We start from the raw sequence: 24779 nt of genomic DNA on the forward strand, positions 1-24779 counted from the left end.
CTACCATCCCCCCGAACGTCCCCCACAGTCACGCGTCGACAGGAGGAAGCCCCATGGCCGGGCCGCATCCAGAGTTCATTCCCCCAGCACGACCGATCATCGGCGAGGCCGAGATCGAGGCGGCTGTCCGGGTGCTGCGGAGCGGCCGGGTGGTGCAGGGCCCCGAGGTCGCCGCGTTCGAGGAGGAGTTTGGCGACCTGGTCGCCGGCCGGCACTGCGTCGCCGTCAACTCCGGCACGTCCGCGCTCCAGCTCACCCTGATGGCGCTCGGCTTCGGCCCGGGCGACGAGATCATCGTGCCCTCGTTCTCGTTCGCCGCCAGCGGCAACGCGGTCCGGCTGGTCGGCGCCGAGCCGGTCTTCGTGGACATCGAGCCGGGCAGCTTCTGCGTCGACCCGGAGGCGGTCGCCGCCGCGATCACCCCGAAGACGGTCGCCATCATGCCGGTGCACCTCTACGGCCACCCCGCCGCGATGGACCGGATCATGGCGATCGCGCAGCAGCACGGCCTGGCCGTCGTCGAGGACGCCGCCCAGGCGCACGGCGCCGAGCTGAACGGCACCCCGGTCGGCGCGTTCGGCACCGCCGGGTGCTTCAGCTTCTACCCGACCAAGAACATGCACTCCCTCGAGGGCGGCATGATCACCACCGCCGACGCCGGGCTCGCCCGCACGCTCCGGCTGCTGCGCAACCAGGGCATGGAGCAGCGGTACGCCAACGAGATCGTCGGCGCCAACATGCGGATGACCGACGTGGCCGCCGCCATCGGCCGGGTGCAGCTCGGCCAGCTCGCCGGGTGGACCGAGCAGCGTCGCGCGAACGCCAAGTTCCTCGACTCCGCGATCACCGGCATGGTCACCCCGCCGGTCGCCGACGGCGCGAAGCACGTCTACCACCAGTACACGGTGCGGGTGACCGGCGACCGCGACGCCGCCCAGGCCCGCCTCACCGAGCTGGGCATCGGCAACGCGGTCTACTACCCGACCCCGATCCACCGGCTCAAGCCCTACCTGAACGCCGACGGCCAGCCCGGCCCGTGGGAGCTGCCGGAGACCGAGCGGGCCGCCGCCGAGGTGGTCTCGCTGCCGGTGCACCCGTCGCTGAGCCAGGCCGAGCTGGAGCGGATCGCCGACGCCGCGAACCAGGCCGGGGGTGCCGCATGAGCGGGGGACGCAAGCTGCGCGCCGGGCTGATCGGCCTCGGCGCCATGGGCCGCAACCACGCCCGGGTGCTGTCCAATTTGGACGGCGTCGAGCTGGTCGGCATCGTCGACCCGGCCGGTGACACGACCGGCACGCTGCGCGCGCCGGTCGTGGCCGAGCTGAGCGACCTGCTGGCGCTGGGCGTCGACTACGCGGTGGTCGCCTGCCCGACCGCGCTGCACGAGTCGATCGGCCTGGAGCTGGCCGCCAACGGCGTCTGCGCGCTGATCGAGAAGCCGCTCGCGCAGTCGGTCGAGGCGGCCACCAAGCTTGTCGACGCGTTCGAGACGGCCGGCCTGGTCGCCGGCGTCGGCCACATCGAGCGCTACAACCCGGCGTTGCAGAGCCTGCGTACCCGGCTGGAGGCCGGTGAGCTGGGCGAGGTCTTCCAGGTGGTCACCCGCCGGCAGGGCCCGTTCCCGCACCGCATCGCCGACGTCGGCGTGGTGATGGACCTGGCCACCCACGACATCGACCTGACCGCCTGGGTGACCGGCCAGGAATACACCTCGGTCGCCGCCCGCACGGTCTCCCGCAGCGGCCGGCTGCACGAGGACATGGTCGCCGTGGTCGGCACGCTCGCCGACGGCACCATGGTCAACCACCTGGTCAACTGGCTGAGCCCGCTCAAGGAGCGGTCCACCGTGGTCACCGGCGACAAGGGCTGCTTCGTCGCCGACACGCTCACCGCGGACCTCACCTTCTACGCCAACGCCGCCATCGACACGGAGTGGGAGGCGCTGCGCGCGTTCCGCGGCGTGGCCGAGGGCGACATGGTCCGCTACGCCATCCCGAAGCGGGAACCGCTGCTGGTCGAGCACGAGCGCTTCCGCGACGCGGTCGAGGGCAAGCAGAGCGACATCGTCACGCTGCGGCAGGGTCTGCGTACCGTGCAGGTGGCGGCGGCGCTGCTGGAGTCCGCGTCCGACGGCAAGGTCGTGTCGGTCGTGTCGAGCGGCAGCGACGCGGAGCCGGCGCTGCGATGAGCCCCGCGCCGGTGCGGCGGACGGTCTCGGCGGTACGGCGGCGGATCCCCCGGCGGTGGCGCATCGCGCTCCGCCGGGCCGCCGCCGGCACGCGGCCCTTCCAGACCCCGTCGGTACGCGAGCTGTGTGAGCTGCCCGCCGGCACGCCGCTCCTGGTGCACGCCGGTGGGATCACGGCGGACCGGGCGCTGGACGGGGTGCTCCGTACGCTCGACCGGTTGCCCGAGTTCCACCTCGCGCTGGTCTGCGACGAGGCGGAGCGGACGGCGGCCCGGGCCCTGGTCGACCGCGCCGGCAAGGCCCGTCGCCGGATCCACCAGGTGTCACGCCCACGCGCGGTGACCGCCGCGTTCCTCGCCTCGGCGGACGTGGCCGTGTTCGGCTTCGACCCGGACGCCGGCCTGGCGCTGCTCGACACCTACCTCGCCGCCGGGCTGCGGATCGTCGCGGCGGACAGCCGGGTGGTGCGCGAGCACCTGGCCCGACACGGGACCGGCGAACTCTTCGCGCCCGGCTCGCTGCCCTCCTTCGCGAAGGCGGTGCAGCGGGCCCGGCAGCACGACGACGGGCCACCCGCGCCGGACGGGCCCACGGCCGCGCCGATCGAGGCCGGCACCCCGGGCCCCTGGCGGGCGCTCGGCGCCGGTCCGGTCCGGTTGGGGCTGGGCACCGCCAACTACGCCGGGCAGCTCTCCGCCCTGGCCGTGGCGCTCACCACCGCCCGGGCGGACGTCGGCGTCGAGCTGGTGATGGCCAAGCCGCCGGAGACCTACCGCTACCCGGCCGACCGTTACCTCAACTACCCGGGCGAGCACCGGCTCGACGTGCAGACGGAGCAGGCCCGCCGGGTGCTCGGCTGGTACACGCACCTGATCGTGGACGCGTTCCGCCCGGTGCTCGGCCGGGCCAACGGCGACGACATCGCCGCCGACCTGCCCGCGCTGCGCCGGGCCCGGCTCAAGGTCGCGCTGCTGGCGCACGGCAGCGAGATCCGCCATCCGGGCGCGCACCTGGAACGGCACGCCGAGTCCGCGTTCCGGGACGCCGACCCCGAGCTGCGCGAGCGGCTCACCACGGTGGCCGAACGCAACCGGCGCACCGCCGAGGAGAGCGGCCTGCCGTTCTTCGTGACCACCCCCGACCTGCTGGACGACGTGCCGTTCGCCACCTGGGCGCCGCTGATCGTCGACGTGGACGACTGGGCCTGCGACCGTCCGGTGCTGGAACGCGCCCGGCCGGTGGTGCTGCACGCGCCGTCGAAGCGGTGGACCAAGGGCACCGACCGGCTCCTGCCCCGGTTGCAGGAGCTGCACGACCGTCACGTCATCGACCTGCGCCTGGTGGAGGGGCTGCCGCACCACGAGATGCGCCGCCAGGTGCAGGACTGCGACATCGTGGTCGACCAGCTCGTGATGGGCAGCTACGGCACCTTCTCCTGCGAGGGGATGGCCGCCGGCAGGGTCGTCGTGGCGTACGTCAGCGAGGGCCCGCACCGGGCCGCCGGCGTCCGCCCGCCGATCGCCAACGCCACGCCCGACACCCTCGTCAAGGCCATCGAGTCGCTGCTCGACGACCGGCCCGCCGCGGTCGCCCTCGCCGCGGAGGGCACGCGTTACGTCCGTGACCACCACGACGGGCGACGGACCGCCGAGGTCTTCGACGCCTTCCTCCGATAGCCCCGCCCGTGCCCGCCCCCGTCAACGAGGAGAAGCACCCGATGCAAGCTGGCTCGAACACCGATGCCCGACCGACCCGGGGACGGGTGGTGATGCTGGTCGACAACGGGGTCCACGGCGACTCCCGGGTGCAGAAGGCCGCCCGGTCCGCGGCGGACGCCGGCTGGGAGGTCGTCCTGCTCGGCATCCGCAACGCCCGCTCCGAGGTGGACACCTGGCGGATCGGCGGCGCGGAGGTGCGTCTGCTGCGCGTGCCCAAGCCGCTGCACCGGCTGCCCCGGGAGTACCGTAGCTCGCTGCGCCGGCCGCTGGCGTACGCGTCGACCAGCCGGGCCGCCTACCGGGTCCAGGAGATCAAGGCCTGGCAGGCCGACCTCTACGAGCGCCGGGTCCGCGCCCGGGCGCTCGACGGCGGGCCACCCGCCGCCGTGCGGCAGGCGGCCCAGTTGCCGTCCCGTGCCGCCGCCACGGCGCTGGCCCGCTGGGTGCGGTTCCGCAACGGGGAGACCCACCGGCTGCGCAAGGCCCAGCTCGACCCGGAGGCGCCGCTCACCCGGCTGCCCATCCGGCTCTGGCAGAGCGTGCTGGGCAACCGCGCCTGGCGTCGGCTGGACCCCGGGCTGTGGGACTTCGAGCTGGCGTTCCGGACCGCGCTCGACGAGCTGAAGCCGGACATCATCCACGCCAACGACTTCCGGATGCTCGGCATCGGGGCGCGGGCGACGCTGCGGGCCCGGGCCGCCGGCCGGCACACCAAGCTGGTCTGGGACGCCCACGAGTTCGTGGGCGGCATCACCGGCCGGGCCGACAACCCGCGCTGGCTGCCGGCCCAGATCGCCTACACGGCCGAGTACGCGGCCTACCCGGACGCGGTGGTGACGGTCTCCGACACGCTCGCCGACCTGCTCCAGGAGACCCACGCCCTGCCCGAGCGGCCGGCCGTGGTGCTCAACGCGCCGATGGCCCCGCCGGCCGAGGCCGAGGGCGAGGTGCCGGACCTGCGGGCGCTGTGCGGCGTGGACGACCGCACGCCGGTGCTCGTCTACTCCGGCGCGGTGAACCCGAGCCGGGGCTGCCAGATCATGGTGGAGGCGCTGCCGGAACTGCCCGACGTGCACGTCGCGTTCGTGACCATGAACCCGAACGGCGACAACACGTTCTCCGAGCGGTTGCGGGAGCGGGCCGTCGAGCTGGGCGTCGCGGACCGGGTGCACCTGCTGCCGTACGTGGCGCACTGGCAGGTGGTGCCGTTCCTGTCCGCGGCGGACGCCGGGGTCATCCCGATCCACCACAAGCCCAACCACGAGCTGGCGCTGATCACGAAGTTCCTGGAGTACTCGCACGCCCGCCTGCCCATCGTGGTGAGCGACGTGAAGACGATGGCGCAGACCGCGCGGGCCACCGGTCAGGGTGAGGTGTTCACCGCCGAGGACCTGGCCGACTACGCGCGCGCCGTGCGGGCCGTACTCGCCGACCCGCAGCGCTACCGGGCCGCCTACGACAAGCCGGGCCTGCTGGACGGCTGGACGTGGGAGGCGCAGGCCCGCATCCTCGACGAGGTCTACACCTCGCTGCGGGGCGCGTCCCGCGCCGGCGGGGCCCGCCCGCCGGCGTCCCGGCCCGCCGAGGACGAGCAGCAGCTCGCGGGCACCTCGCGCTGAGCCGACGAACGAGTTCGGCCGGCTCCCCGAGGGGGAGCCGGCCGAATCTGTTTCCGCCGGTCAGTCCGCGCTGCTCGGCGGCTCCAGCAGCAGCCGGTCGAAGTCCTTCTGGGTGACCGACCAGTCCCAGGTGCTCAACACGTGCGACGCCGCCGCCCGGCCCGCCTCGCGCCAGACCTCCTCCGACGCGGTGAGCGCCAGGATCCGCTCGGCGGCCTCCTCCGGTGTGCCCACCACCCAGTCGCTCGGGAAGAGCGACCGGGCGCTGTGCCGGCGGCCGGCGAAGAACGGCCAGTCGCGGACCACCGGCACGGCGCCGCTGGCCGCGCCCTCGACGAGCGCGCAGTGGAAGCTCTCCCGCAGCGAGGTGCTGAGGATGACGCCGACGTCGGTGAGCGCGCCGGGCACGTCGTCGGTGCGGCCGGCCCGCACCACCGCGCCGGCCGCCTCCAGCTCGGCCAGCTCGGCGTCGAGGTCCCGGACGTACGCCGCGACCGCCGGGCTGAGCTCCGGGTTGAGCGGGTCGCCGACCAGCTTGAGGCGGTACCTGTCGTCGCGGCGGCGCAGCTCCCGCAGCACGGCGAGGGCCCAGCGCGGATCCTTCGCCAGCGAACTCAACCCGACCAGCCCGAGCGTGAACCGGCTGTCGGCGGAGACCTTCGGCGCCACGTACCGGTGCAGGTCCATGGCGTTGAAGATCATGTGCGTCCGGGGCCCCTGCGGGGCACGCAGCCGCGGCACCGCGGCCAGCGCCAGGTCGCGGAGGTGCTCGGAGACGAAGACCACGTCGTCCACCCGGGACCAGTCGGTCACGTGCGGCCACCAGCTGAACGCCTCGAAGCTGTGCAGCCGGACGACCACCCGGGTGGTGCCCGGGTCGATCATCGACAGCATCGCGGCGCCCAGGTTGCACCAGTCCACGAAGACCGTGTCGGCCCAGTCGAGGTGCGGGCCCCACGCCTCCTGGACCTCGCCGGCCCGCTTGGAGGCGCCGGCGAGCATGTGGAGCGTCACGTTCGTGCGGCCGTTGCTGAGCACCGGGAGGATCGACTCCTCCATCAGGTTCAGCCGGCGGACCTCCACCCCGGGCATCGCCTCGTAGCGGTCCAGGATCGGCCCGAGGAAGTTGTCGTTCAAGCCGGTGAAGAAGAGCATCCGGTGCGGCCGGTCGGCCGGCGGGAACGCCGCCGGCTGCTGCCGGCCGCGCGGGGTCGCCAGCGCCCGGCCGGCGTCGCTGTCGTGCAGCGGCGCGAGGAACTTCTCCGGGTCCTCGGCCAGCGGCGAGGTGGTGCCGTCGAACTGCACGATCCGGTGGAACAGCAGGTTGAACGCGCGCAGCACGTGCGGCGCGGCCTTGCCCGGGTTGCGCTTCCTGAGGAAGCCGTCGGCCAGTTTGAGCTGGCCCCGCACCACGGTCATCAGATGCTCGGGCACCCGGCCCTGGCTCAGCTCCGCGTCGACGATCGGGCCGAGGAGCTGCCCCCGGGTCGTCGGGCTCTTCAGGCGGCCCTGCGCCGCCAACGCCACCCGCTTCGCGCTGGCGCCGTGCCCGGACTTGAGCATGGTGCCGGTGACCCGCTGGGCGATCTTGCCGCGGTGCCGTTCCGGCAGGCCGGGCGCCGTGACGGCCCCCTGCCAGAACCAGCGCACCGGGCTGAGCTTCATGGCCCGCTTGCCGGTGCTCAGCTCGAACATCCGCTTCGCCAGGTCGACGGTCTGGTTGCGGGTCGCGCTCGTCAGCACGGACGGGGCGGGGCCGACGGTGTGCAGCCGGGGACGGCGGTAGCGCGCCGGGTCGGCCGACCGCTTCTCCACCGCGCGCAGCGCCGGGGCGATGCCGTAGACCGCGTCCGCGCGTCGGTGCCGCTGGGCCAACTGCCAGACCGTGTGCAGCGCCTGCGCGTCCAGCGCGACCAGGACGTCGGCGCGCTTGGCGTGCCGGCGGACCCACGGGTCGCGTTGGGCGCGCAGCCAGGGCCGCCGGGCCGGGGTGGCCCGCTTGACCATCCGGCCGAACCGCGGGCCCAGCTCCTTGGCGGTCGGCAGCAGGTGCAGCTCGGCCAGTTCGGTGGCCGCCGGGATCCGCTCCGCCGGGTCGAACGTGGTGGCCACCCGTACGGTGACGCCCAGGGCGCGGAACTGCGTCAACGCGTCGGTGAGGACCGCCACCCGCCCGGGGACGGTGCCCATCACCATCAGGACCTCGATCATGACCTACCTTCTCGGGCCAGGACGCGCGCGCCGGCCGGGGACGTCCGCGGGGCGCCGGTGCCGAGGACCAGCTCGGTGACCTCGCGGACGGCGGGAATGAGCTGCTCCTCGCGGGCGTACTGCCGCGCCTCGGCGCGGGCCTTCGCCCGCTCCTGGGGGCCGGCCTCGCGGGCCATCGCGGCGGCCCGCCGGAACGCGCCGGCCAGCTCGGCCGGGTCCAACCCGACCGCGCCGGTCCAGAGCGGGTACGTCGACAGCACGGTGGAGGCGTCGTGGTCCGCCTCGTGGGCGGAGACCACCGGCATCCCGGTGGCCATGTACTCGTAGACCTTGCCGGAGGTCATGAACCGGCCACCGGTCACCATCAGCACCACCGCGTCCCACCGGGAGTAGAGGTCCACCACCTCGGCCTTGGGCACCGAACCGCCGACCACCACCCCGTCCACGGCGGCGGCCCGGAGCAGCTCGGCGTGGGCGTTGTCGCCGCGCGCCCAGGCCGCGCCGATGTGGCCACGGACCTCGAAGCGGGCGTCGGCCAGCGCCGGGTCCTCCGCGCGCGCCGTCCGCCAGCCCTCCAGCACGGCGCTCAGCAACGGCACCGGCAGGTTGAGCGCGCCGAGGTAGCCGAAGGTGAGCGGCCGGTCGGCGGGGGCGGGGAGCGTCTCGGCCGGGATGCTGGCCGCGTCGTAGCCGTTGCGCACGACCCGCATCTTGTGCGCCAGCTCCGGATAGCGTTCGCGGTACCAGCGGGAGATCGGCTCGTTGACGTTCCAGATGGCGATGGCGTTGGTGAGCAGCTTGATCTCCCACTGCCCGGAGACCGACTCCCGGGTGAACGCCTCGCCGTTGTTGATCACGTCGACCGACCAGCCGTCGCGGAAGTCCACCACGTACGGGACCTGGTGGGTCTCCCACAGCTTCCACGTGGCGGACAGGTTCACGTACGGCGCGCAGGTGGTGACCAGCAGGTCGACCGGCCGCTCCCGGTGGATCTGGAGCAGCGCCTTCTCCAGCGCGGGACGCCAGCCGCCGAAGACCGGCTCCGGGAAGATCTTCAGGTTCTGCTTGCGCAGGTCGGCCAGGTAGTCCAGGTGAGCCAGCGCGCGCTGCTCGGTGAACGCGCGGATGTCGGTCTCCAGGTCGTCCCGGAACAGCGGCAGCTTCACCACCCGGACGTGCGGGTCCACCCCCTGGGACAACGTGTGGTCCAGCCCGTACTCGCGCTCCCACGCCTCGTCCGCGATGGTGACCGCGGTCACGTCCCAGCCCGCCGCGGCGAACTGGTTCGCGGTCTCCCGCATCCGGTAGGCGCAGCTCTTGGCCGCCGGCGGAAAGCCGATGGCCAAATAGATCATGTGCGGTCGGGACCCGGACCGTCGCGGCCGGGGGAGCTTCAACGAGTCCCAGAGATTTCGCCCGTTGTTCATCGATTCCGATCCTGGGAGGGTGGGGGAGAGCGGAACGGCCCTCGGACAGCCTGCGGACCCTACAATAACGCCGTCCCGCGCGCCGGACGTGCCACCGAGGGGTGGGGGTCACCGCTTTCGTAGACTGCTACGCCATGACCTCGCCCGCGCCCGACACCCGCGATCGTGAGCCCGTCCCCGCCGGGGACGCCGAGGCGGCCGGTGGCGACACCCCCGGTCCGGCACCGACGGCCGAGGGTCGTCCGGCTCGCCGGCGGTGGTCCCGGGTCGACGCGGTGGTCGCGCTGGTGTTCCTGCTCGGCGCGGTCTGGGTCACCGCCCGGGGCTGGCGGGACCCGGGCGGGCGACTGCTCGGCAGCCGCCCCAACGACCAGGGCTTCAACGAGTGGATGCTGGCGTACGCGGCGCACGCGGTCAGCCACCTGGAGAACCCGTTCTTCACCACGCTCCAGAACGCCCCGGCCGGGGTGAACCTGATGACCAACGTCGGGCTCCAGCTCCCCGGGCTGGTGCTCGCCCCGGTCACCCTGCTGTTCGGCGCGTCCTTCTCCTATCTGCTGTTCATCACGCTGAACCTGGCCGGCACCGGATACGCCTGGTACCACGTGCTCTCCCGGCACCTGGTCGACTCCCGGGCCGCCGCGTTCGTCGGCGGGCTGTTCTGCGCCTTCGCCCCGGCGCTGGTCTCGCACAGCAACGGCCACCCGCACATCACCGCGCAGTGGCTGGTGCCGTTCATCGTCTGGCGGGTGGTCGCGCTGTCCCGGGGCGGGCACGTGGTCCGCGACGGCCTGGTGCTGGGCGGGCTGGTGGTGGCCCAGTTCTTCGTGAGCCTGGAGATCCTCTTCCTCACCGCGCTCGGCTGCCTGATGCTGGTCCTGGCCCACCTGGCGGTGCGACCCCGCGACGCGCTGCGCCGGGCGCGCCCGATGCTGCCCGGGCTGGCGATCACCGCCGTGCTGGTGGGGGCCGCGGCGGCGTACCCGCTCTGGATGCAGTTCGCCGGGCCGCAGCACCGGGTGGGCCACCCGGGCACCCCGGACATCTACGCCCTGAAGCTCGGCTCGTACGTCAGGTACGCCACCCAGTCGGTGGCCGGCGGCCCGACCAGCGCGGTCGGCTGGGCGCCGAACACCACCGAGCAGGCCAGCTTCTACGGCTGGTCGCTGCTGGTGCTCGCGGCCGGCGTGCTGTGGTGGCTGCGGCGGGACGTGACGGCCCGGGTGCTCGGCGTCGTCGGCCTGGTCTCGGCGCTGTTCTCGATCGGCACCACCTGGACGTCCGGCACCCGCCGCACCGACATCCCGGCGCCGTTCGCGCTGGTGCAGGACCTGCCCGTGTTCGACTCCGTGGTGGTGGCCCGGTTCGCGCTGATCACCACCGTGGCGCTCGGTGTCCTGCTGGCCGTGGCCGGCGACCGGCTCGCCGCCCGGCGGGACGAGCCGTCCGGGCGACTGGCCGCCCGGGTCGGCGCCGTCGCGGTGGCCGCCGCGCTGCTGCCGGTGCTGCCGGTGCCGCTGGAGGCGCGGGGCCGGACGCCGGTGCCGGAGTTCGTCACCGGTGGGGCCTGGCGCGACCACGTGGCGCCCGGTCGCACCCTGGTGCCGGTGCCGGTCAACGGCATGACGTCGCTGTACTGGAGTTCGGCCGCGGTGGCCGGCTTCGCGGTGCCCGAGGGCTACTTCCTCGGGCCGGTCTCGGCCACCGACGCGACCGGGCGCTGGGGCGTCGACCCGCAGCCCACCGCCAAGCTGCTCACCGCCGTGTCCCGGGGCGAACGGGACACCGCGGTCGGACCGGCGGACATCGCCCAGGCCCGCACCGACGTGCGGTACTGGAAGGCCGACGCGGTGGTGCTGCCGGACCGGGGGGCGCGCCGGCACGACGACCTGAAGGTCGTGCTCGACGCGCTGTACGGGCCCGGCCGGCGGGTCGACGACGTGTGGCTCTGGGACGTCCGGCCGGTCACCCGCTGACCGTCCGGCGGCGGGCCGGTCAGGGCGACTTCGTCCAGATCAGCAGCAGGTAGCCGCCGAAGTAGCTGGAGAACACGACGAGTGTCACCAGCACCGTGCCGGCCCGGGCCCGACCGGCCCGGGCCAGGCCCACGGCCGCCGGCAGCAGCAGCGGGAACGCCGGCAGCAGGAACCGCGCCTTGGAGTGGTAGTAGCCGGCCGCGCCGAGCGTGGTCACCAGCAGCAGGCCGCTGTAGAGCAGCAGTTGCCAGGGCTGCCGGTCGAGCACGCTCAGCACGAAGAACATCAGCGACACCAGCGCCACCACGGTGACCACCAGCAGCGGCAGCGCGGCCACCTGCACCAGCGCCTGCTGCCCCCGGTCGACGGTGTAGACGCCGAAGTCGAACGAGGTGCCCCAGCCGGCCGACTGGATGTGGAACCAGCCGTCCGGCCGTCCGGTCCGCGCCCCCACCCAGGCCAGGTACGCCAACCAGCCGGCGGGCGCGAGCAGCAGCGCCGCGTACGGCCGCCAGCCGTCGCGCCGCCGGACCACCGCCAGCAGCGCGGCCAGCCCGACCACCGGGATCAGGGACGAGGCGGTGGGCCGGGTCAGGCCGGCGAACAGGCAGACCACCCCGGCGGTGACCCAGTGCCGGCGCAGCAGCGCGTACAGCGTCCACGCGGCGAGCGCGGTGAACAGGCTCTCGCTGTAGCCCATCGACTCCACCACCGCGTGCGGCATCGCCGCCCAGAGCGCGGCGAGCAGGACGCCGGTGCGCCGGTCGTGCAGGTACGCGCCGATCGCGAACAGCCCCCACGCGGCGGCCAGCCCGGCCAGCCACGCCACCAGCAGCGCCGACTCGCGTGGGCTGAGCGGGGAGAGCCGCTCCAGGGCCGCGGTCAGGCCCGGGTAGAGCGGGAAGAACGCCATGTTGCTCTGCGTCTTCTCGTACCCGTCGTACCCGTGCCGCGCGATCGCGAGGTACCAGCCGCCGTCGGCCCGGGTGAGCTGCTCGACCGGGTTGCTCCCCACGTTGCCGGCCCAGATCCAGACGGTCAGCAGCCCGACCAGGCGGATCACGGCGTAGACCGCCAGCGCGGGCAGCGCGGCGCGGGCGGCGTGGCGCAGCCGCCCGGCGGGCGTGGGCCGGGGCGGGTCGGGCGCCGCCGACGCCGGCCGGCTCGGTTCCTCGGTCGTCACCACGTCCATTGTCTGATCCATCCGCGCTGACCTGGAGTGATCCGGCGGTACGCGGGCCGCGGGCGGGCGGCCTACCGCCGGCCCGGCGACGACCCGGGGCGTGCGCCGGTCGTTGAACAGCATGGAGGGTAGCAATCGGCGCGACAGGTCACGGATCGCCGACGGCGGCGGGCGTGGCGGCCGGAACCGTTGTCGTAGACTCGCTCGGGTCCGCGGGCGCGGTGCTGGCGACGACGAAACGGGCAGGGATGGGATCTGACGGCACGACCGCAGCGGCGGGCACCCGGGGACGGGTGGTCATGCTGGTGGACAACGGGGTCATCGGGGACTCCCGGGTGCAGAAGGCGGCGCGGTCCGCCGCCGACGCCGGCTGGGACGTCGTCCTGCTCGGGCGCGCGCCGGTGGGTCAGCCGCAGAGCTGGCGGCTCGGCGCCGCCGAGGTGCGCCTGATCCCGATGGCCGAGCCGCTGTCCCGTCGCCGGCACGAGTTCCGCCGCGCCTGGCTGCGGCATCCGCTGGCGTACCCGCCGAGCGGCGTCGCCGCGCACCGCACGCAGACGGTCCGGGCGTGGCGCGCGGACCTGGCCGTCCGCCGGGCGGCGCTGACCACCGCGGCCCGCGACTCCGGCGCCGGCCGCCCCGGTGGGCTGCCCTGGGCCACGCTGCGCGCCGAGGAGAAGCTGGCCGGCCTGACCCGCCGGTGGGTCGGGTTCCGCAACCGCCAGCTCACCCGCGCCCGCAAGGGCCGCAAGCTGGACGGCCCCTGGGACCGCGCGTACACCGCGTTCTGGCGCGGGCTGCGCGGCGACGGCGCGTGGCGCCGGTTGGAGCCCGGCCTGTGGGACTACGAGCTGGCCTACGGCCCGGTCGTCGACGAGCTGGCGCCGGACCTGATCCACGCCAACGACTTCCGGATGCTCGGCGTCGGCGCGCGCGCGAAGATCCGGGCCGCCGCCCGGGGCCGGCGGATCGCGCTGGTGTGGGACGCCCACGAGTACCTGCCCGGTGTGCAGCCGTGGCGGGACAACGCCCGCTGGCTGCCCGGCAACGTGGCGCACGAGCGGGAGTACGTGCCGTACGCGGACGCCGCCACCACCGTCTCCGGCGGCCTGGCCGACCTGCTGCGCGAGGAGCACCGGCTGGCCGAGCGCCCGGCCGTCGTGCTCAACGCCCCCGCGGTCGACGAGGTGCCGGCCGACCCGACCGGGCCGGTGCCGGACATCCGCGCGCTGTGCGGGCTCGGGCCGGACGCCCCGCTGCTTGTCTACAGCGGGGTGGCCGCCGCCAAGCGCGGGCTGGGCGTGCTGGTCGAGGCGCTGCCCCGGCTGCCCGGCGCGCACGTCGCCCTGGTGGTCAACAAACCCACCTCGGCGTACGTCAGGGGGCTGGTCACCCGGGCCGGCGAGCTGGACGTGGCGGACCGGCTGCACGTGCTGCCGTACGTGCCGCACCACCAGGTGGTCCGCTTCCTGGCCGGCGCGCAGGTCGGCGTCATCCCGATCCAGCACTGGCCGAACCACGAGATCGCGCTGATCACCAAGTTCTTCGAGTATTCACACGCCCGCCTGCCGCTCGTCGTCTCCGACGTGCGGACCATGGCCGACACTGTCCGGGAGACCGGCCAGGGCGAGGTGTTCCGCGCCGAGGACGTGGCCGACTTCGTCCGGGCGGTCACCACGGTGCTCGCCGATCCGGCGCGGTACCGCGCCGCGTACGACCGGCCGGGCCTGCTGGCCGACTGGACCTGGGAGGCGCAGGCGCGGGTGCTCGACGACGTCTACGCCCGGCTGCTGCCCGACGCGCCGCCCCGCCCGGCCCCGTCGGCGTCCGCGCCGGCTCCGGCGGCGGTTCCGGCTTCGGTGGAGGTGGGCGCGTGAGCCAGCCGGACGTGACGGTGGTGGTGGCCGTCTACAACACCATGCCGTACCTCACCGCCTGCCTGGACTCGCTGGTCGGCCAGACCATCGGCCGGGACCGGCTGGAGGTCGTCGCGGTCGACGACGGTTCCACCGACGGCAGCGGCGCGGAGCTGGACCGTTACGCCACCCGCTACCCGGGGACGGTCCGGGTGCTGCACCAGGCGAACTCCGGTGGCCCGGCGGCGCCGAGCAACCTGGCGCTGGACCACGCCCGGGGCCGCTACGTCTTCTTCGTCGGCTCCGACGACCACCTCGGGCCGGAGGCCCTGGAGCGCCTGGTCGCCGCCGCCGACAGGTGGGACTCCGACGTGGTGCTCGGCCGGATGGTCGGCACCAACAAGCGCTACGTGCACCAGGCGGCGTACGCCTGCACCGCGGAGCGGCTCGACCTGTTCGACAGCGCGCTGCCCTGGTCGCTGTCGAACACCAAGCTGTTCCGGCGGGACCTCGTCGAGCAGCACGGGCTGCGGTTCCGCACCGACATGCCGATGGGCAGCGACCAGCCGTTCACGCTGGAGGCGTGCTTCCGGGCGAAGAAGGTCTCGGTCCTCGGCGACTACGACTACTACTTCGCCGTCAAGCGGGACAACGCCCAGAACATCACCTACGCCAGCCGCTTCGAGGAGCGGTTGCGCTGCGCCGAGGAGCTGGTCGCGTTCGTGGCCGGCCTGATCGGGCCCGGCCCGAAGCGGGACGCGGTGCTGGTGCGCCACTTCAGCTGGGAGGTGGCGAAGCTGCTCCGCGAGGAGTTCCTCACCCTCTCCCCGGACGTGCAGCAGCACGTCCACGACCGGGTCCGGAAGCTGGCCGGGGCGTACCTCACCGACGGCGTGCTCGCCCGGATGGAGCCGGCCCTGCGGGTGCGGCTGGCGGTGGCGCGCGACGGCGGGCTCGACGCGCTGCGCGAGCTGATCGGGCAGCAGGCCGACAAGACGCTGCCCGAGGTCACCGTGGATGACGGTCGCTGGTACGCGCACCACGTCGGGTTCCGCGACCCCGCGTTCGGCTACCCGGACGACTGGTACGACGTCACCGACCGGGCCGCCGCGCAGCTCGCGAAGCTGACCGCGACCGAGCTGGCCTGGGGGCGGGACGCCGCCGGCGCGCGGGCCCTGGTGGTCACCGCCCGGAGCCGGTGGGCGGAGCTGGCCGAGCTGAGCGCCGAGGCGCTGCGGGTGAGCGTGGGCGATCTCACGGGTGCCACGTCGGTGACGGCGGACGGGCCCGGTACCGTCGTACGGACCGACTTCGCGGTGGACCGGCTGTTGGCGGTCGTCGCGCCGAACGGGGAACGGCGGACGGTACGCGCCGAGGTGTCCGCGCTGGGCGGGGCCGGCTCGGCGCCGATGCGCACCGACCGACCCGTCGCCGCGCCCAAGCTGCTGGCCCGCCACGGCGCCCGGTTGCACCTCGTCACACCCACCACGAACCACAAGGGCCACGTGATCGTCGCGATCACGCCGGTGACCCCCGGTCGGTTCCTTGCCCGCCTGCGCCGCATCTGGCCCTCTGGAGGAAAGTAGTTCATGAACATCTGCGTCGTCGCGCTCGGAAAGATCGGCCTGCCGCTCGCCGTGCAGTTCGCCTCGAAGGGGCACCGGGTGATCGGTGCCGACGTCTCCGAGCGGGTCGTCCAGCTGGTCAACGACGGTGCCGTGCCCTTCCCGGGTGAGGCCGACCTGGACGTCAAGCTGAAGGAGGCGGTCGCCGCCGGGCTGCTGTCGGCCACCACCGACACCGCCGCCGCGGTCGCCGAGTCGGAGGCGGTCGTCGTGGTCGTGCCGCTGTTCGTGGACGCCGAGGGCGTACCGGACTTCGGCTGGATGGACGACGCCACCCGGGCCATCGCCCGTGGCCTCAAGCCGGGCACGCTGGTCAGCTACGAGACCACGCTGCCGGTCGGCACCACCCGCAGCCGCTGGGCGCCGATGCTCTCCGAGGGCTCCGGCCTCACCGCGGGCACCGACTTCCACCTGGTGTTCAGCCCCGAGCGGGTGCTCACCGGCCGGGTCTTCGCCGACCTGCGCCGCTACCCGAAGCTGGTCGGCGGCATCGACGAGGCGTCCGCCGCGCACGGCGTGCGGTTCTACGAGGCGGTGCTCGACTTCGACGAGCGGGCCGACCTGGACAAGCCCAACGGCGTGTGGGACCTCGGTTCGGCGGAGGCGTCCGAGCTGGCCAAGCTCGCCGAGACGACCTACCGGGACGTGAACATCGGCCTGGCGAACCAGTTCGCCCGCTTCGCGGACACGGTCGGCGTGGACGTCACCAAGGTGATCGAGGCGTGCAACACCCAGCCGTACAGCCACATCCACTCGCCGGGCATCGCGGTCGGCGGCCACTGCATCCCGATCTACCCGCGGATGTACCTGTGGAACGACCCGGCGGCCACCGTGGTCCGCTCGGCGCGCGAGGCCAACGCCGCGATGCCGGACTACGCGGTCGACCTGCTCGCCGCCGCGTACGGCGACCTGACCGGGGTGGGCGTGCTGGTGCTGGGCGCCGCCTACCGGGGCGGCGTGAAGGAGACCGCCTTCTCGGGTGTCTTCCCGACCGTGGAGGCGCTGCGCCGGCGGGGCGCGACCCCGTACGTCGCCGACCCGATGTACTCGAACGAGGAGCTGGCCGCGCACGGCCTGCCCGGCTACGACGGTGAGCCGGTCGGCGCGGCGGTGATCCAGGCCGACCACGCGGAGTACCGCAACCTCACCCCGGCCGATCTGCCGGGCGTGACGGTGCTGGTGGACGGCCGTCGGGTCACCGACCCGGCCCGCTGGGCGGGCGTGCGCCGGGTGGTCATCGGCGGTTGATCAGGCTGTGCGGCGGGCCCCGGCCGGGACGGCCGGGGCCCGCTTCGTGCTGTGCCCGGTCGGATACCGGGCGTGAAAGTCGTCGTCCGATGTTCACCTCTCGGACACCCCGGTAATACTTGCGTCACTTGACCCGTTTAGGGTCGCAGCCGTCCGGTATCGGGCCTTGCCGACATTCGGCGGGCAGACAGGGAGCGTGTCGTTGTTCAGCAGAGTACGCAGCCAGCAGGGCCTCGCCGCGGTGGGCGCGACGCTCCTCGGGTACGGCGTCATGATCCTCGCCGGGGCGCTCGGCCTGGTGGTCCCGTACGCGGTGGCCGCGGTGGTCGCCCTCGCCGGTGAACTGGCGCTCGCCACCCGGTACGCCGAAACGGCCGAGCTGCTCGCCAAGGCCGGTGTGGGTGCCACGTTCCGGCGGCTGCTGCGGGACCTGTCGGTGGTCCTGCTGGTGCTCGCCGCCGTGCGTCCGGGCGTGGCCGGCACGGTCGCGGTGCTGCTGCTGCCCGCCGCGCTGTGGACCCTCGCCGTGCTCACCACCGCCGTGACGAAGACGATCGACGGGCGGGTCGACCCGCCGGCGTACACCCGCAACATCGACCTCGGCGCGCTGCGCCGCGTCCCGGTGCCGCCGGCCTGGGCGCGCGGGCTGGCCGGGCTGCGGATGCCGCTGCTCAACGTGCTGCTGGTGCCGGCGGCGGTGGTGGCCGCCGCGCTGGACCGGGTCGCCCCCGTGGTGCTCACCGGCCTGGTCACGCTGGTCGCCGGTCTGGTCACCGCCGTGGTGCTGGCGCTGACCGCGCTGCGCGGCCGGGGCGGGACGCCGGGCGTGCTGCCCGCCGTGCACGACTGGCTGGCCCGGGAACAGCCCGAGGTGGCGCTCTACTTCGCCGGCCCGGCCAAGGACGTCTACCAGGCCAACATGTGGCTCGCGCCGCTGGAGGCGACCGGTCGCCGCGCGGTGGTGCTGCTGCGCGCCGCGGACGCGTTCGGCCAGCTCGCCGACACCCGGCTGCCGGTGATCTGCGTGCCGGCCGGCGTCGACTTCATGAACCTCGACCTGGGTTCGCTGCGGGTCGCGCTGTACGCGGCGAACGTCGGCGCCAACATCCACCTGCTGCGCGAGCCGGGCGTGAAGCACGTCTTCGTCGGCCACGGCGACAGCGACAAGGCGGCCAGCGTCAACCCGTACAGCAAGGTGTACGACGAGGTGTGGGTGGCCGGTCCCGCCGGCCGGGAGCGGTACGCCCGAGCCGGCGTCGGTGTGCTGGACCGCGACATCGTGGAGGTGGGCCGCCCGCAGCTCGCCGGCGTGCACACGTTCGGCTCCGGCGCCACCGACCACGCGTTCACCGTGCTCTACGCGCCGACCTGGGAGGGCTGGCTGGACGACGACCCCTACCACACCTCGCTGGTGCTGATGGGGGAGCGGATCGTGGCCGGGCTGCTGGCCGCCGGGAACCTGCGGGTGGTCTACAAGCCGCACCCGTTGACCGGCACCCGCTCGCCGAAGGCCAGGGCGGCGCACGAGCGGATCGTGGCCCGGATCCGGGCCGCCGGCGGCGACACCGACCCGACCTCGCTCGACGGCGCCGCGCACCTGGTGGTCACCGGCCGCACGCCGGCGCTGTTCGACTGCTTCAACGTCACCGACCTGCTGGTCAGCGACGTGTCCAGCGTGGTCTCCGACTTCGTGCAGAGCGAGCGGCCGTACGTGGTGGCGAACCCGGCCGGGCTGTCCGAGGACGAGTTCCGCCGGCAGTTCCCCACTGCGCGGGCGGCGTACCTGCTCTCGGCGGACTGCGGCGAGCTGGCCAAGATCCTGGACGTGACCCGGGCCGGTGAGGACCCGATGACCGAGGCGCGGCGGGAGCTGAAGGAATACCTGCTCGGCCCGGCCGGGTCCAATCCGATGGACCGCTTCCGGGACGAGATCGGCCGGCTCTGCGGCTGACCGGCGCACCGACGCGCGGGGGCGACGACCGGATCTCCTCGCCGCCCCCGTCCCGCGTTCAGCCCTGCCGCGGCGGGTTGTCGACGTCCCGGGAGACGACCTCGCCCTTCGCGTCGACCCAGCCCTTGGGGCGGGCCGGGTTGCCGGCGACGAGCTGGTACGGCTGGACGTCCCGGGTGACCACCGAACCGGCCGCGATCATCGCGTACTCGCCGACCTCGATGCCGCACACCAGCGTGGCGTTGGCGCCGATCGACGCGCCGCGGCGGACCAGCGTCGGGGTGATCGTCCAGTCCGGATTCTGGGCACGCGGCCGGAAGTCGTTGGTGAACACCGCGCACGGCCCGACGAAGACCTCGTCCTCGATGGTCACGCCCTGGTAGACGGAGACGTTGTTCTGGATCTTCACCCGGTCACCGACCGTGACGCTCGCGTCGACGTACACGTTGCGGCCGATCACGCAGCCGGCACCGACCTGGGCGCTCGACCGGATGTGGGCCAGGTGCCAGACCTTGGTGCCGTCGCCGACCCGGGCGCCGTCCTCGACGTCGGCCGTCGGGTGGACGAAGACGGAGGCGGACCGGTCGTTGCTGTCAGTCATTTCCACTCGCATCGTTGCGGGGCGCGTCGCGCCGTCGGGCGGGGCTCGACGCAGCATAACGAGCGCCTCAGGTGATCAGTTCGGCCACCGCGTCGGCGGCCGGCCGGTCCGCCGGCAGCGCGTGCGCGGCGACCACCGCGTCGGCCGGCAGCGCGGCGTACAGGTGCGGGAAGAGCGCGCCGTCGCGGGACTCCTCCCACCGCAACGCGTCGCCGAGCCGAGCCTCGTCCACCGCGAGCAGCGTGAGGCCGGTGACGCCGGCGAAGTGCCGGCGCGCGGTCTCCACCACCTGCCCGGCGGCGGAGAGGTGGAGGTAGCCGTCCTGCCGGTCCAGGGCGGTGCCGGCGAAGCTCCCGGCCGCCCGCGCCGCCCGCCACTCGTCGTCGGCGAGAATCTTGTAGATCACCACCGCAGCCTAGAACGGCCCTCGCGTCCGGGCGACGCGTCTGCCACCATTCCGGGGGCAACAGGTCGAGCGGACGGAGGGACACGGGTGCGGATCCTCCTGGTCGAGGACGACCGACGGGTCGCCGCGGCGTTGTCGTCCGCGCTGACCCGCCGGGGGTACCAGGTGGAGCACGCCGCCACGGTCGCCGCCGCGCTCTCCGCCGCCCCCTGCGACCTGGTGCTGCTGGACCTGACACTGCCCGACGGCGACGGCACCGACCTGTGCCGCGAGCTGCGCCGGCGCAGCAGCCAGCTCGGCATCATCGCGGTGACCGCCCGGGGCGAGGAACGCGACCGGGTGCTGGGCCTGCGGCTGGGCGCCGACGACTACGTGGTCAAGCCGTTCTCGATGGTGGAGTTGCAGGCCCGGATCGAGGCGGTGCTGCGCCGCGCCGCGCACACCGTGCCGGAACGCCACCTGATCGAGGCGGGCGAGGTCCGCATCGACGTGGGCGGCCGGACGGTCAGCGTGGCCGGGCGGGCGGTGACGCTGACCCGTAAGGAGTTCGACATCCTGCTCTCGCTGGCCCGCCAGCCCGGGGTGGCGGTGCCCCGGGACCGCATCCTGCTCGACGTGTGGGGCACCACCTGGGCCGACCGGCACACCGTCGAGGTGCACGTCGGTTCGTTGCGCGGCAAGCTCGGCGACCCGACGCTGGTGGAGACCGTCCGCGGGGTCGGCTACCGGCTCCGCACCACGTGAGGAGGCCGCGGTGCGCCGCCGGTTGGTGATCAGCTACCTGCTGCTGATGGTGCTGGTGCTGCTCGCGCTGGAGACCCCGCTGGCGGTGACGCTGGCCTCCCGGGAGACCGACCGGGTCCGGGCCGACCGGCTCGCCGACGCCACCCGCTTCGCGTCGCTGGCCGGTCCGGCGTTGCGCGGCGGCAGCCCCGGCCCGCTGGACGGGGAACTGGCCGCCTACGACGACCTCTACCGCATCGGCGCGGCGGTGCTGGACCGGGACCGCCGGACCGTCGCCGCGTCGTCCCGGTGGGAGCCGGGCGCCGGCACCGGCCCGGCGGTCGACACCGCGCTGTCCGGGCAGCAGTTCAGCGGCCCGGAGTCGGTCTGGCCCTGGGTGGACGGGCCGCTGGTGACGGCGGTGCCGATCAACGACGGCGGCGAGGTGCTCGGCGCGGTGGTCACCACCACCCCGGCGGACGCGGTGCGCCGCACCGTCACGGTGTGGTGGCTGATGCTGGCCGGCATCGGCCTGCTCGCGGTGCTGGCCTGTGTCTCCACCGCGTTCGGGCTGGCCGGCTGGGTGCTGCGCCCGGTCACCGAGCTGGACGCGGCGACCCACGAGATCGCCGAGGGACGCCGCACCGCCCGGGTCCGACCCCGCCTCGGCCCGCCGGAGCTGCGCCGCTTGGCGACCAGCTTCAACCACATGGTCGACGCGGTCTCCGACGTGATGGACCGGCAGCGGGCCTTCGTCGCGCACGCCAGCCACCAGCTCCGCAACCCGTTGACCGCGCTGCGGCTACGGGTGGAGGAGTTGGGCCCCAGCCTCACCGACCCGGACGGCCGGGCCGAGCACCGGCTGGCGCTGGAGGAGACCGACCGGCTGGCCACCGTGCTCGACGCGCTGCTGACGCTGGCCCGGGCCGAGCGGGAGGAGAACCAGCGGGTCACCGTGGACGCGGGCGCGGCCGCCGCGTCCCGGGTCGCGGCGTGGCTGCCGCTGGCCCGGCACCGGGCGGTCACGCTCCGGCTCGACCCGGTCGACACGCCGGCGTACGCCCGGACCGTGCCGACCGCGATCGACCAGGCGCTCGACGCGTTGATCGACAACGCGGTCAAGTTCAGCGGCGCCGGGGGAGAGGTGACGGTGACCGTCCGCCCGGCCGACGGCGGGACGGCGCTGACCGTGGCCGACACCGGCCCCGGCATGACGGCCAGCCAGCTCGACCAGGCCACCGAGCGGTTCTGGCGGGCGCCGGACGCGCAGAACGTGGACGGCGCGGGGCTGGGGCTGACCATCGCCGCGGTGCTCGTCGACGCCTCCGACGGCCGGCTGACCATGCGCCAGGGCGAGCCCCTGGGACTGGTCGCCGAGCTGTGGTTCCCGGCGCCGCCCGACGACGCCGGCGCCCTCGACCCGGCCGACGGGCCGGCCGCGCCGCAGCGCCACGACGAGCCGGTCGGCCGCTGACCCCGGTCAGGGCTTGGCGTCGCGGTACCACCGGGCCGCACCCGGGTGCAGCGGCAGCGGGGTGGTCACGATCGCCGACCGGGGGCTCATCCGGCCGGCCGCCGGATGCGCCGCGGCCAGCTCCTCCCGGCGTTCCATCAGCAACCGGGTCACCTCGCGCACCAGGTCGGCGGGGAGGCTGGCGCGGACGACCAGGTAGTTCGGGTTCGCCACCGTGCTGACCGGCTCCGCCTGGTAGACCGAGCGGGGAATGTCCCGGGTGACGTAGACCTGCCCGTACGCGCGCCGCAGCGGCTCGGTCCAGTCGCCCAGGTCCACCATCCGCAGTGCGGTGCGTTGGGCCAGCTCGGCGACGCCCCGCACCGGCAGGCCGCCGGAGAAGAAGAACGCGTCGATCCGCCCCTCGCGCAGCGCGGCCACCGAGTCGTCCAGCCCCAGGTGCTCCTGGCGGATCCGGGCGCCGCCGAGCTGCGCCACCTCCAGCAGCCGGGTGGCGGTCACCTCGGTGCCGGAGCCGTCGGCGCCCACCGAGACCCGCCGGCCGCGCAGGTCGGCCAGCGTGCGAACCGGGCCGCCGGCGGTGGTCACCAGGTGCAGCAGGTCGTCGTAGACGCGGGCCACGGCGAGCACGGCCGGGTGGGCCGGCTCCCGGGGCGGCAGCACGTCGGCCTGGGTGAAGCCCAGCTCCGCGTCACCGGCGCCGACCAGCCGGACGTTCTGCGCGGAGGCGGCGGTCACCACCACGTCCGCCCGCACCCCGGGCAGTTCCCGGTTGAGCAGCGCGGCAAGCGACTGGCCGAAGGCATGGTAGACGGCGGTCGGGCTGCCGGTGGCGATCCGGATCCGCACCGGTTCGGTGGGCTCGTCCCGGCAACCGGCCACCCCGGCGACGAGCAGCAGCAACGCCAGCGGGGCCGCGATCCGGCGCCGGCCGCGCGCAGACCAGTGTCGGTTCACGCGCTGCACTCTGCGCCGTGCACCCGCCGCCGCGCAAGCCCGCCGCCGGGACCGGTCAGCCCAGGGCGGCGCTCTCGGTGATCCGGGCCCGGTGTTCGCCGTTGGCGACGCTCACCAGGAAACAGCCCGAACCCGGCCGCAACGCCGCCGGCACCTCCAGCAGCGCCGCGCCGCGCACCAGCACCGCGGCCAGGTCCCGGTCGGTGAGCCGGATGCCGAGGCAGTGCCGGCGTACGTGCCGGCCGCCGGCGAGCAGCGCGGCCCGCCAGACCGCGGTGGCCAGCCGGGGACGCCAGACGCGGCGGGCCGTCGACGCGCCCGGGAACGGCCCGCCGAGCAGCTCGCGACGGCCCTGCCGCCAGCCGGCCGCCAGCAGGTTCGCGTACGTCGACCGGTGCTCCGGGAGCACCGACAGCCGGTGCAGCTCGTACCGGCGGCGCAGCCCACCGGTGGTCAGCTCGTGCGCGACCGGCACGTCGAGCCGGCGCAGCAGGTGTCGCATCCGGTGCGCCGCGTCCTCCCGGTTGAACTCGGCGATCCCGCCCCGGTACGGGTCGACGTCGAGTCGGCGGACGTGCGCGGCCGGCGGCGTCGTGCAGCGCACCAGGCAGGCGAGTTCGAAGGCGTCGGTCAGGGTCGGCCAGTCCAGCGGCGGGGGCGACGACGGGCGCGGCCGGTCGAGCAGCGTGGTGGGCTCGGAGAGCATCGGCACAGCTCCTTGGTCGACGTCGGGGCCCCCCTACCGTGGCCCGCACCGCCGGGCCGGGGAACCGCTGCGCCCGAGCCTTGAGCAAAATTTGCGCGAAGCCGCGCTCAGAGTTCGGTGACGACCACGTCGAGCAGCCGGGGCCGGCCGGGCGTGCGGGGGCCCTCCTCGACCGTGTGCCCCAGGTCCCGCAGCGCCCCCACCAGCGCGGCGGCGCTGCGCGGGCGGGCGTCGGCGACGAGCAGGTCCCGGACCAGCCGGCCCTTGGTGGCCTTGTTGAAGTGGCTCACCACCGACCGGGACGGGGTGCCGTCCACCAGCCGTTCGTGCAGCACCCGCACCGTCACCGTCCGGTCGGCGAGCGGGCCCGACGGCGTCCAGGTGGCCGCGTACGCGCCGGAGCGCAGGTCCAGCACCGGGCCGCGACCCGCCGCCGCCGTCACGGCCGGGTCCAGCGCGGCCCGCCAGTACGCCGACAGCGCCCCGATCCCCGGCAGCCGCGCCCCGACCGGGCAGCGGTACGGCGGCACCCGGTCGGTGAGCCGCACCGCGCCCCACAGGCCGGAGCTGATCAGCACCGACCGGCGGGCGGCCCGCTGCGCCGCCGGGGGGAGCGTGGCCAGGTCGAGCGCCTCGTAGAGCACCCCGGTGTAGAGCCGCCCGGCAGGCGCGGTCGCCGCCACCCGCAGGCGCGCGTTGCGGCGCAGCTCGCCGCGCTGTCCCTCGCTCAGCCCCAGCGCGTCCCGGGCGGCGGTCTCGTCCGGCCCGGCGCACAGCGCGACGAGCGCGTCCAGCACCGCGTCCCGGGCCGGGTTCAGCTCGGGCAGGGAGAGCCGGGACAGGTCCAGCCGGCGGCCGGTGCCGGCGTCGGCCTTGCCCTCGGACGGGGGCAGCAGGATGAGCATCGGGA

Annotated in this window: 19 protein-coding genes; 11 read left to right on the plus strand and 8 right to left on the minus strand. The window is 74.5% G+C overall.

What is annotated here, in order from left to right:
- Window positions 1-53 precede the first annotated feature (53 nt).
- From OG767_RS11660 to OG767_RS11675, 4 genes are read left to right on the plus strand one after another with little or no spacing between them, the layout of a single operon-like run.
- The gene (locus OG767_RS11660) at window positions 54-1163 is read left to right on the plus strand and encodes a DegT/DnrJ/EryC1/StrS family aminotransferase (RefSeq protein ID WP_405093420.1); all 1110 of its coding nucleotides are present in this window, start codon (window positions 54-56) and stop codon (window positions 1161-1163) included.
- A complete protein-coding gene (locus tag OG767_RS11665; protein ID WP_396770713.1) occupies window positions 1160-2188 on the plus strand; it encodes a Gfo/Idh/MocA family protein in 1029 nt (342 codons plus the stop codon). Before OG767_RS11660 ends, OG767_RS11665 begins: the two co-directional genes overlap by 4 nt.
- Entirely contained in the window at window positions 2185-3864 is a 1680-nt protein-coding gene (locus tag OG767_RS11670) for a glycosyl transferase family 1 (protein ID WP_405093421.1), read from the plus strand. The genes OG767_RS11665 and OG767_RS11670 overlap by 4 nt, the downstream gene beginning before the upstream one ends.
- A gap of 41 nt (window positions 3865-3905) precedes the next feature.
- Window positions 3906-5525: a glycosyltransferase family 4 protein gene (locus OG767_RS11675; RefSeq protein ID WP_405093422.1), complete on the plus strand. Its 1620-nt coding sequence runs from the start codon at window positions 3906-3908 to the stop codon at window positions 5523-5525.
- Window positions 5526-5585: 60 nt separating this feature from the next.
- Here the strand turns inward: OG767_RS11675 and OG767_RS11680 are convergent, their stop codons facing one another.
- Window positions 5586-7736, minus strand: coding sequence for a glycosyltransferase family 1 protein (locus OG767_RS11680; protein ID WP_405093423.1), 2151 nt, complete (start codon window positions 7734-7736; stop codon window positions 5586-5588).
- Complete coding sequence (locus OG767_RS11685; RefSeq protein ID WP_281934693.1) at window positions 7733-9091, minus strand: glycosyltransferase; 1359 nt, start codon at window positions 9089-9091, stop codon at window positions 7733-7735. The genes OG767_RS11680 and OG767_RS11685 overlap by 4 nt, the downstream gene beginning before the upstream one ends.
- A 206-nt stretch (window positions 9092-9297) precedes the next feature.
- Between OG767_RS11685 and OG767_RS11690 the strand changes: the two genes are divergently transcribed.
- Window positions 9298-11139 (plus strand): hypothetical protein, encoded by a 1842-nt coding sequence (locus tag OG767_RS11690; protein WP_405093424.1) that lies wholly within the window; start codon window positions 9298-9300, stop codon window positions 11137-11139.
- Window positions 11140-11158: 19 nt separating this feature from the next.
- Here the strand turns inward: OG767_RS11690 and OG767_RS11695 are convergent, their stop codons facing one another.
- Window positions 11159-12343 carry a hypothetical protein gene (locus tag OG767_RS11695; protein ID WP_405093425.1) on the minus strand — a complete coding sequence of 395 codons (1185 nt, stop codon included), beginning with the start codon at window positions 12341-12343 and terminating at the stop codon, window positions 11159-11161.
- 227 nt (window positions 12344-12570) lie between these two features.
- Between OG767_RS11695 and OG767_RS11700 the strand changes: the two genes are divergently transcribed.
- From OG767_RS11700 to OG767_RS11715, 4 genes are all read left to right on the plus strand, one after another.
- Window positions 12571-14199 (plus strand): glycosyltransferase family 4 protein, encoded by a 1629-nt coding sequence (locus OG767_RS11700; RefSeq protein ID WP_405093426.1) that lies wholly within the window; start codon window positions 12571-12573, stop codon window positions 14197-14199.
- Window positions 14196-15764, plus strand: a complete 1569-nt coding sequence (locus OG767_RS11705) for a glycosyltransferase (RefSeq protein ID WP_405093427.1) — start codon at window positions 14196-14198, stop codon at window positions 15762-15764. The genes OG767_RS11700 and OG767_RS11705 overlap by 4 nt, the downstream gene beginning before the upstream one ends.
- 3 nt (window positions 15765-15767) lie before the next feature.
- On the plus strand, window positions 15768-17051 hold the full coding sequence (locus OG767_RS11710; RefSeq protein ID WP_357300574.1) for a nucleotide sugar dehydrogenase: 1284 nt from the start codon (window positions 15768-15770) through the stop codon (window positions 17049-17051).
- 202 nt (window positions 17052-17253) lie between these two features.
- Entirely contained in the window at window positions 17254-19002 is a 1749-nt protein-coding gene (locus tag OG767_RS11715) for a CDP-glycerol glycerophosphotransferase family protein (protein ID WP_405093428.1), read from the plus strand.
- 58 nt (window positions 19003-19060) lie between these two features.
- Here the strand turns inward: OG767_RS11715 and OG767_RS11720 are convergent, their stop codons facing one another.
- Window positions 19061-19603 (minus strand): acyltransferase, encoded by a 543-nt coding sequence (locus OG767_RS11720; RefSeq protein WP_396770735.1) that lies wholly within the window; start codon window positions 19601-19603, stop codon window positions 19061-19063.
- 67 nt (window positions 19604-19670) lie between these two features.
- Window positions 19671-20009: a DUF952 domain-containing protein gene (locus OG767_RS11725; RefSeq protein WP_405093429.1), complete on the minus strand. Its 339-nt coding sequence runs from the start codon at window positions 20007-20009 to the stop codon at window positions 19671-19673.
- An 87-nt stretch (window positions 20010-20096) separates the two neighbouring features.
- On the opposite strand from OG767_RS11725, the gene OG767_RS11730 reads away from it, so the two are divergent.
- On the plus strand, window positions 20097-20753 hold the full coding sequence (locus tag OG767_RS11730) for a response regulator transcription factor (RefSeq protein WP_107156668.1): 657 nt from the start codon (window positions 20097-20099) through the stop codon (window positions 20751-20753).
- 10 nt (window positions 20754-20763) lie between these two features.
- The gene (locus tag OG767_RS11735; RefSeq protein WP_405093430.1) at window positions 20764-22206 is read left to right on the plus strand and encodes a sensor histidine kinase; all 1443 of its coding nucleotides are present in this window, start codon (window positions 20764-20766) and stop codon (window positions 22204-22206) included.
- 6 nt (window positions 22207-22212) lie between these two features.
- On the opposite strand, the gene OG767_RS11740 is transcribed toward OG767_RS11735, so the two are convergent.
- The 3 genes from OG767_RS11740 to yaaA all read right to left on the minus strand — a co-directional run bounded on the left by OG767_RS11740 (window position 22213) and on the right by yaaA (window position 24774).
- Window positions 22213-23163, minus strand: a complete 951-nt coding sequence (locus OG767_RS11740; protein WP_405093431.1) for a TAXI family TRAP transporter solute-binding subunit — start codon at window positions 23161-23163, stop codon at window positions 22213-22215.
- A 55-nt stretch (window positions 23164-23218) separates the two neighbouring features.
- A complete protein-coding gene (locus tag OG767_RS11745; RefSeq protein WP_405093432.1) occupies window positions 23219-23869 on the minus strand; it encodes a hypothetical protein in 651 nt (216 codons plus the stop codon).
- Between the two features lie 107 nt (window positions 23870-23976).
- Complete coding sequence (gene yaaA / locus OG767_RS11750) at window positions 23977-24774, minus strand: peroxide stress protein YaaA (protein ID WP_405093433.1); 798 nt, start codon at window positions 24772-24774, stop codon at window positions 23977-23979.
- Between the last annotated feature and the right edge of the window lie 5 nt (window positions 24775-24779).

Source organism: Micromonospora sp. NBC_01392, assembly GCF_045040125.1.
Taxonomy (GTDB): Bacteria; Actinomycetota; Actinomycetes; order Mycobacteriales; family Micromonosporaceae; genus Micromonospora.

Excerpts from the sequence above, each read along its gene's own strand:
- OG767_RS11660 (WP_405093420.1), top strand. The coding sequence starts at position 54 with ATGGCCGGGCCGCATCCAGAGTTCATTCCCCCAGCACGACCGATCATC.
- OG767_RS11745 (WP_405093432.1), bottom strand. The coding sequence starts at position 23,869 with ATGCTCTCCGAGCCCACCACGCTGCTCGACCGGCCGCGCCCGTCGTCG.
- OG767_RS11685 (WP_281934693.1), bottom strand. The coding sequence starts at position 9,091 with ATGATCTATTTGGCCATCGGCTTTCCGCCGGCGGCCAAGAGCTGCGCC.
- yaaA (WP_405093433.1), bottom strand. The coding sequence starts at position 24,774 with ATGCTCATCCTGCTGCCCCCGTCCGAGGGCAAGGCCGACGCCGGCACC.
- OG767_RS11700 (WP_405093426.1), top strand. The coding sequence starts at position 12,571 with ATGGGATCTGACGGCACGACCGCAGCGGCGGGCACCCGGGGACGGGTG.
- OG767_RS11680 (WP_405093423.1), bottom strand. The coding sequence starts at position 7,736 with ATGATCGAGGTCCTGATGGTGATGGGCACCGTCCCCGGGCGGGTGGCG.
- OG767_RS11720 (WP_396770735.1), bottom strand. The coding sequence starts at position 19,603 with ATGACTGACAGCAACGACCGGTCCGCCTCCGTCTTCGTCCACCCGACG.
- OG767_RS11710 (WP_357300574.1), top strand. The coding sequence starts at position 15,768 with ATGAACATCTGCGTCGTCGCGCTCGGAAAGATCGGCCTGCCGCTCGCC.
- OG767_RS11670 (WP_405093421.1), top strand. The coding sequence starts at position 2,185 with ATGAGCCCCGCGCCGGTGCGGCGGACGGTCTCGGCGGTACGGCGGCGG.
- OG767_RS11695 (WP_405093425.1), bottom strand. The coding sequence starts at position 12,343 with ATGGATCAGACAATGGACGTGGTGACGACCGAGGAACCGAGCCGGCCG.
- OG767_RS11675 (WP_405093422.1), top strand. The coding sequence starts at position 3,906 with ATGCAAGCTGGCTCGAACACCGATGCCCGACCGACCCGGGGACGGGTG.
- OG767_RS11665 (WP_396770713.1), top strand. The coding sequence starts at position 1,160 with ATGAGCGGGGGACGCAAGCTGCGCGCCGGGCTGATCGGCCTCGGCGCC.
- OG767_RS11690 (WP_405093424.1), top strand. The coding sequence starts at position 9,298 with ATGACCTCGCCCGCGCCCGACACCCGCGATCGTGAGCCCGTCCCCGCC.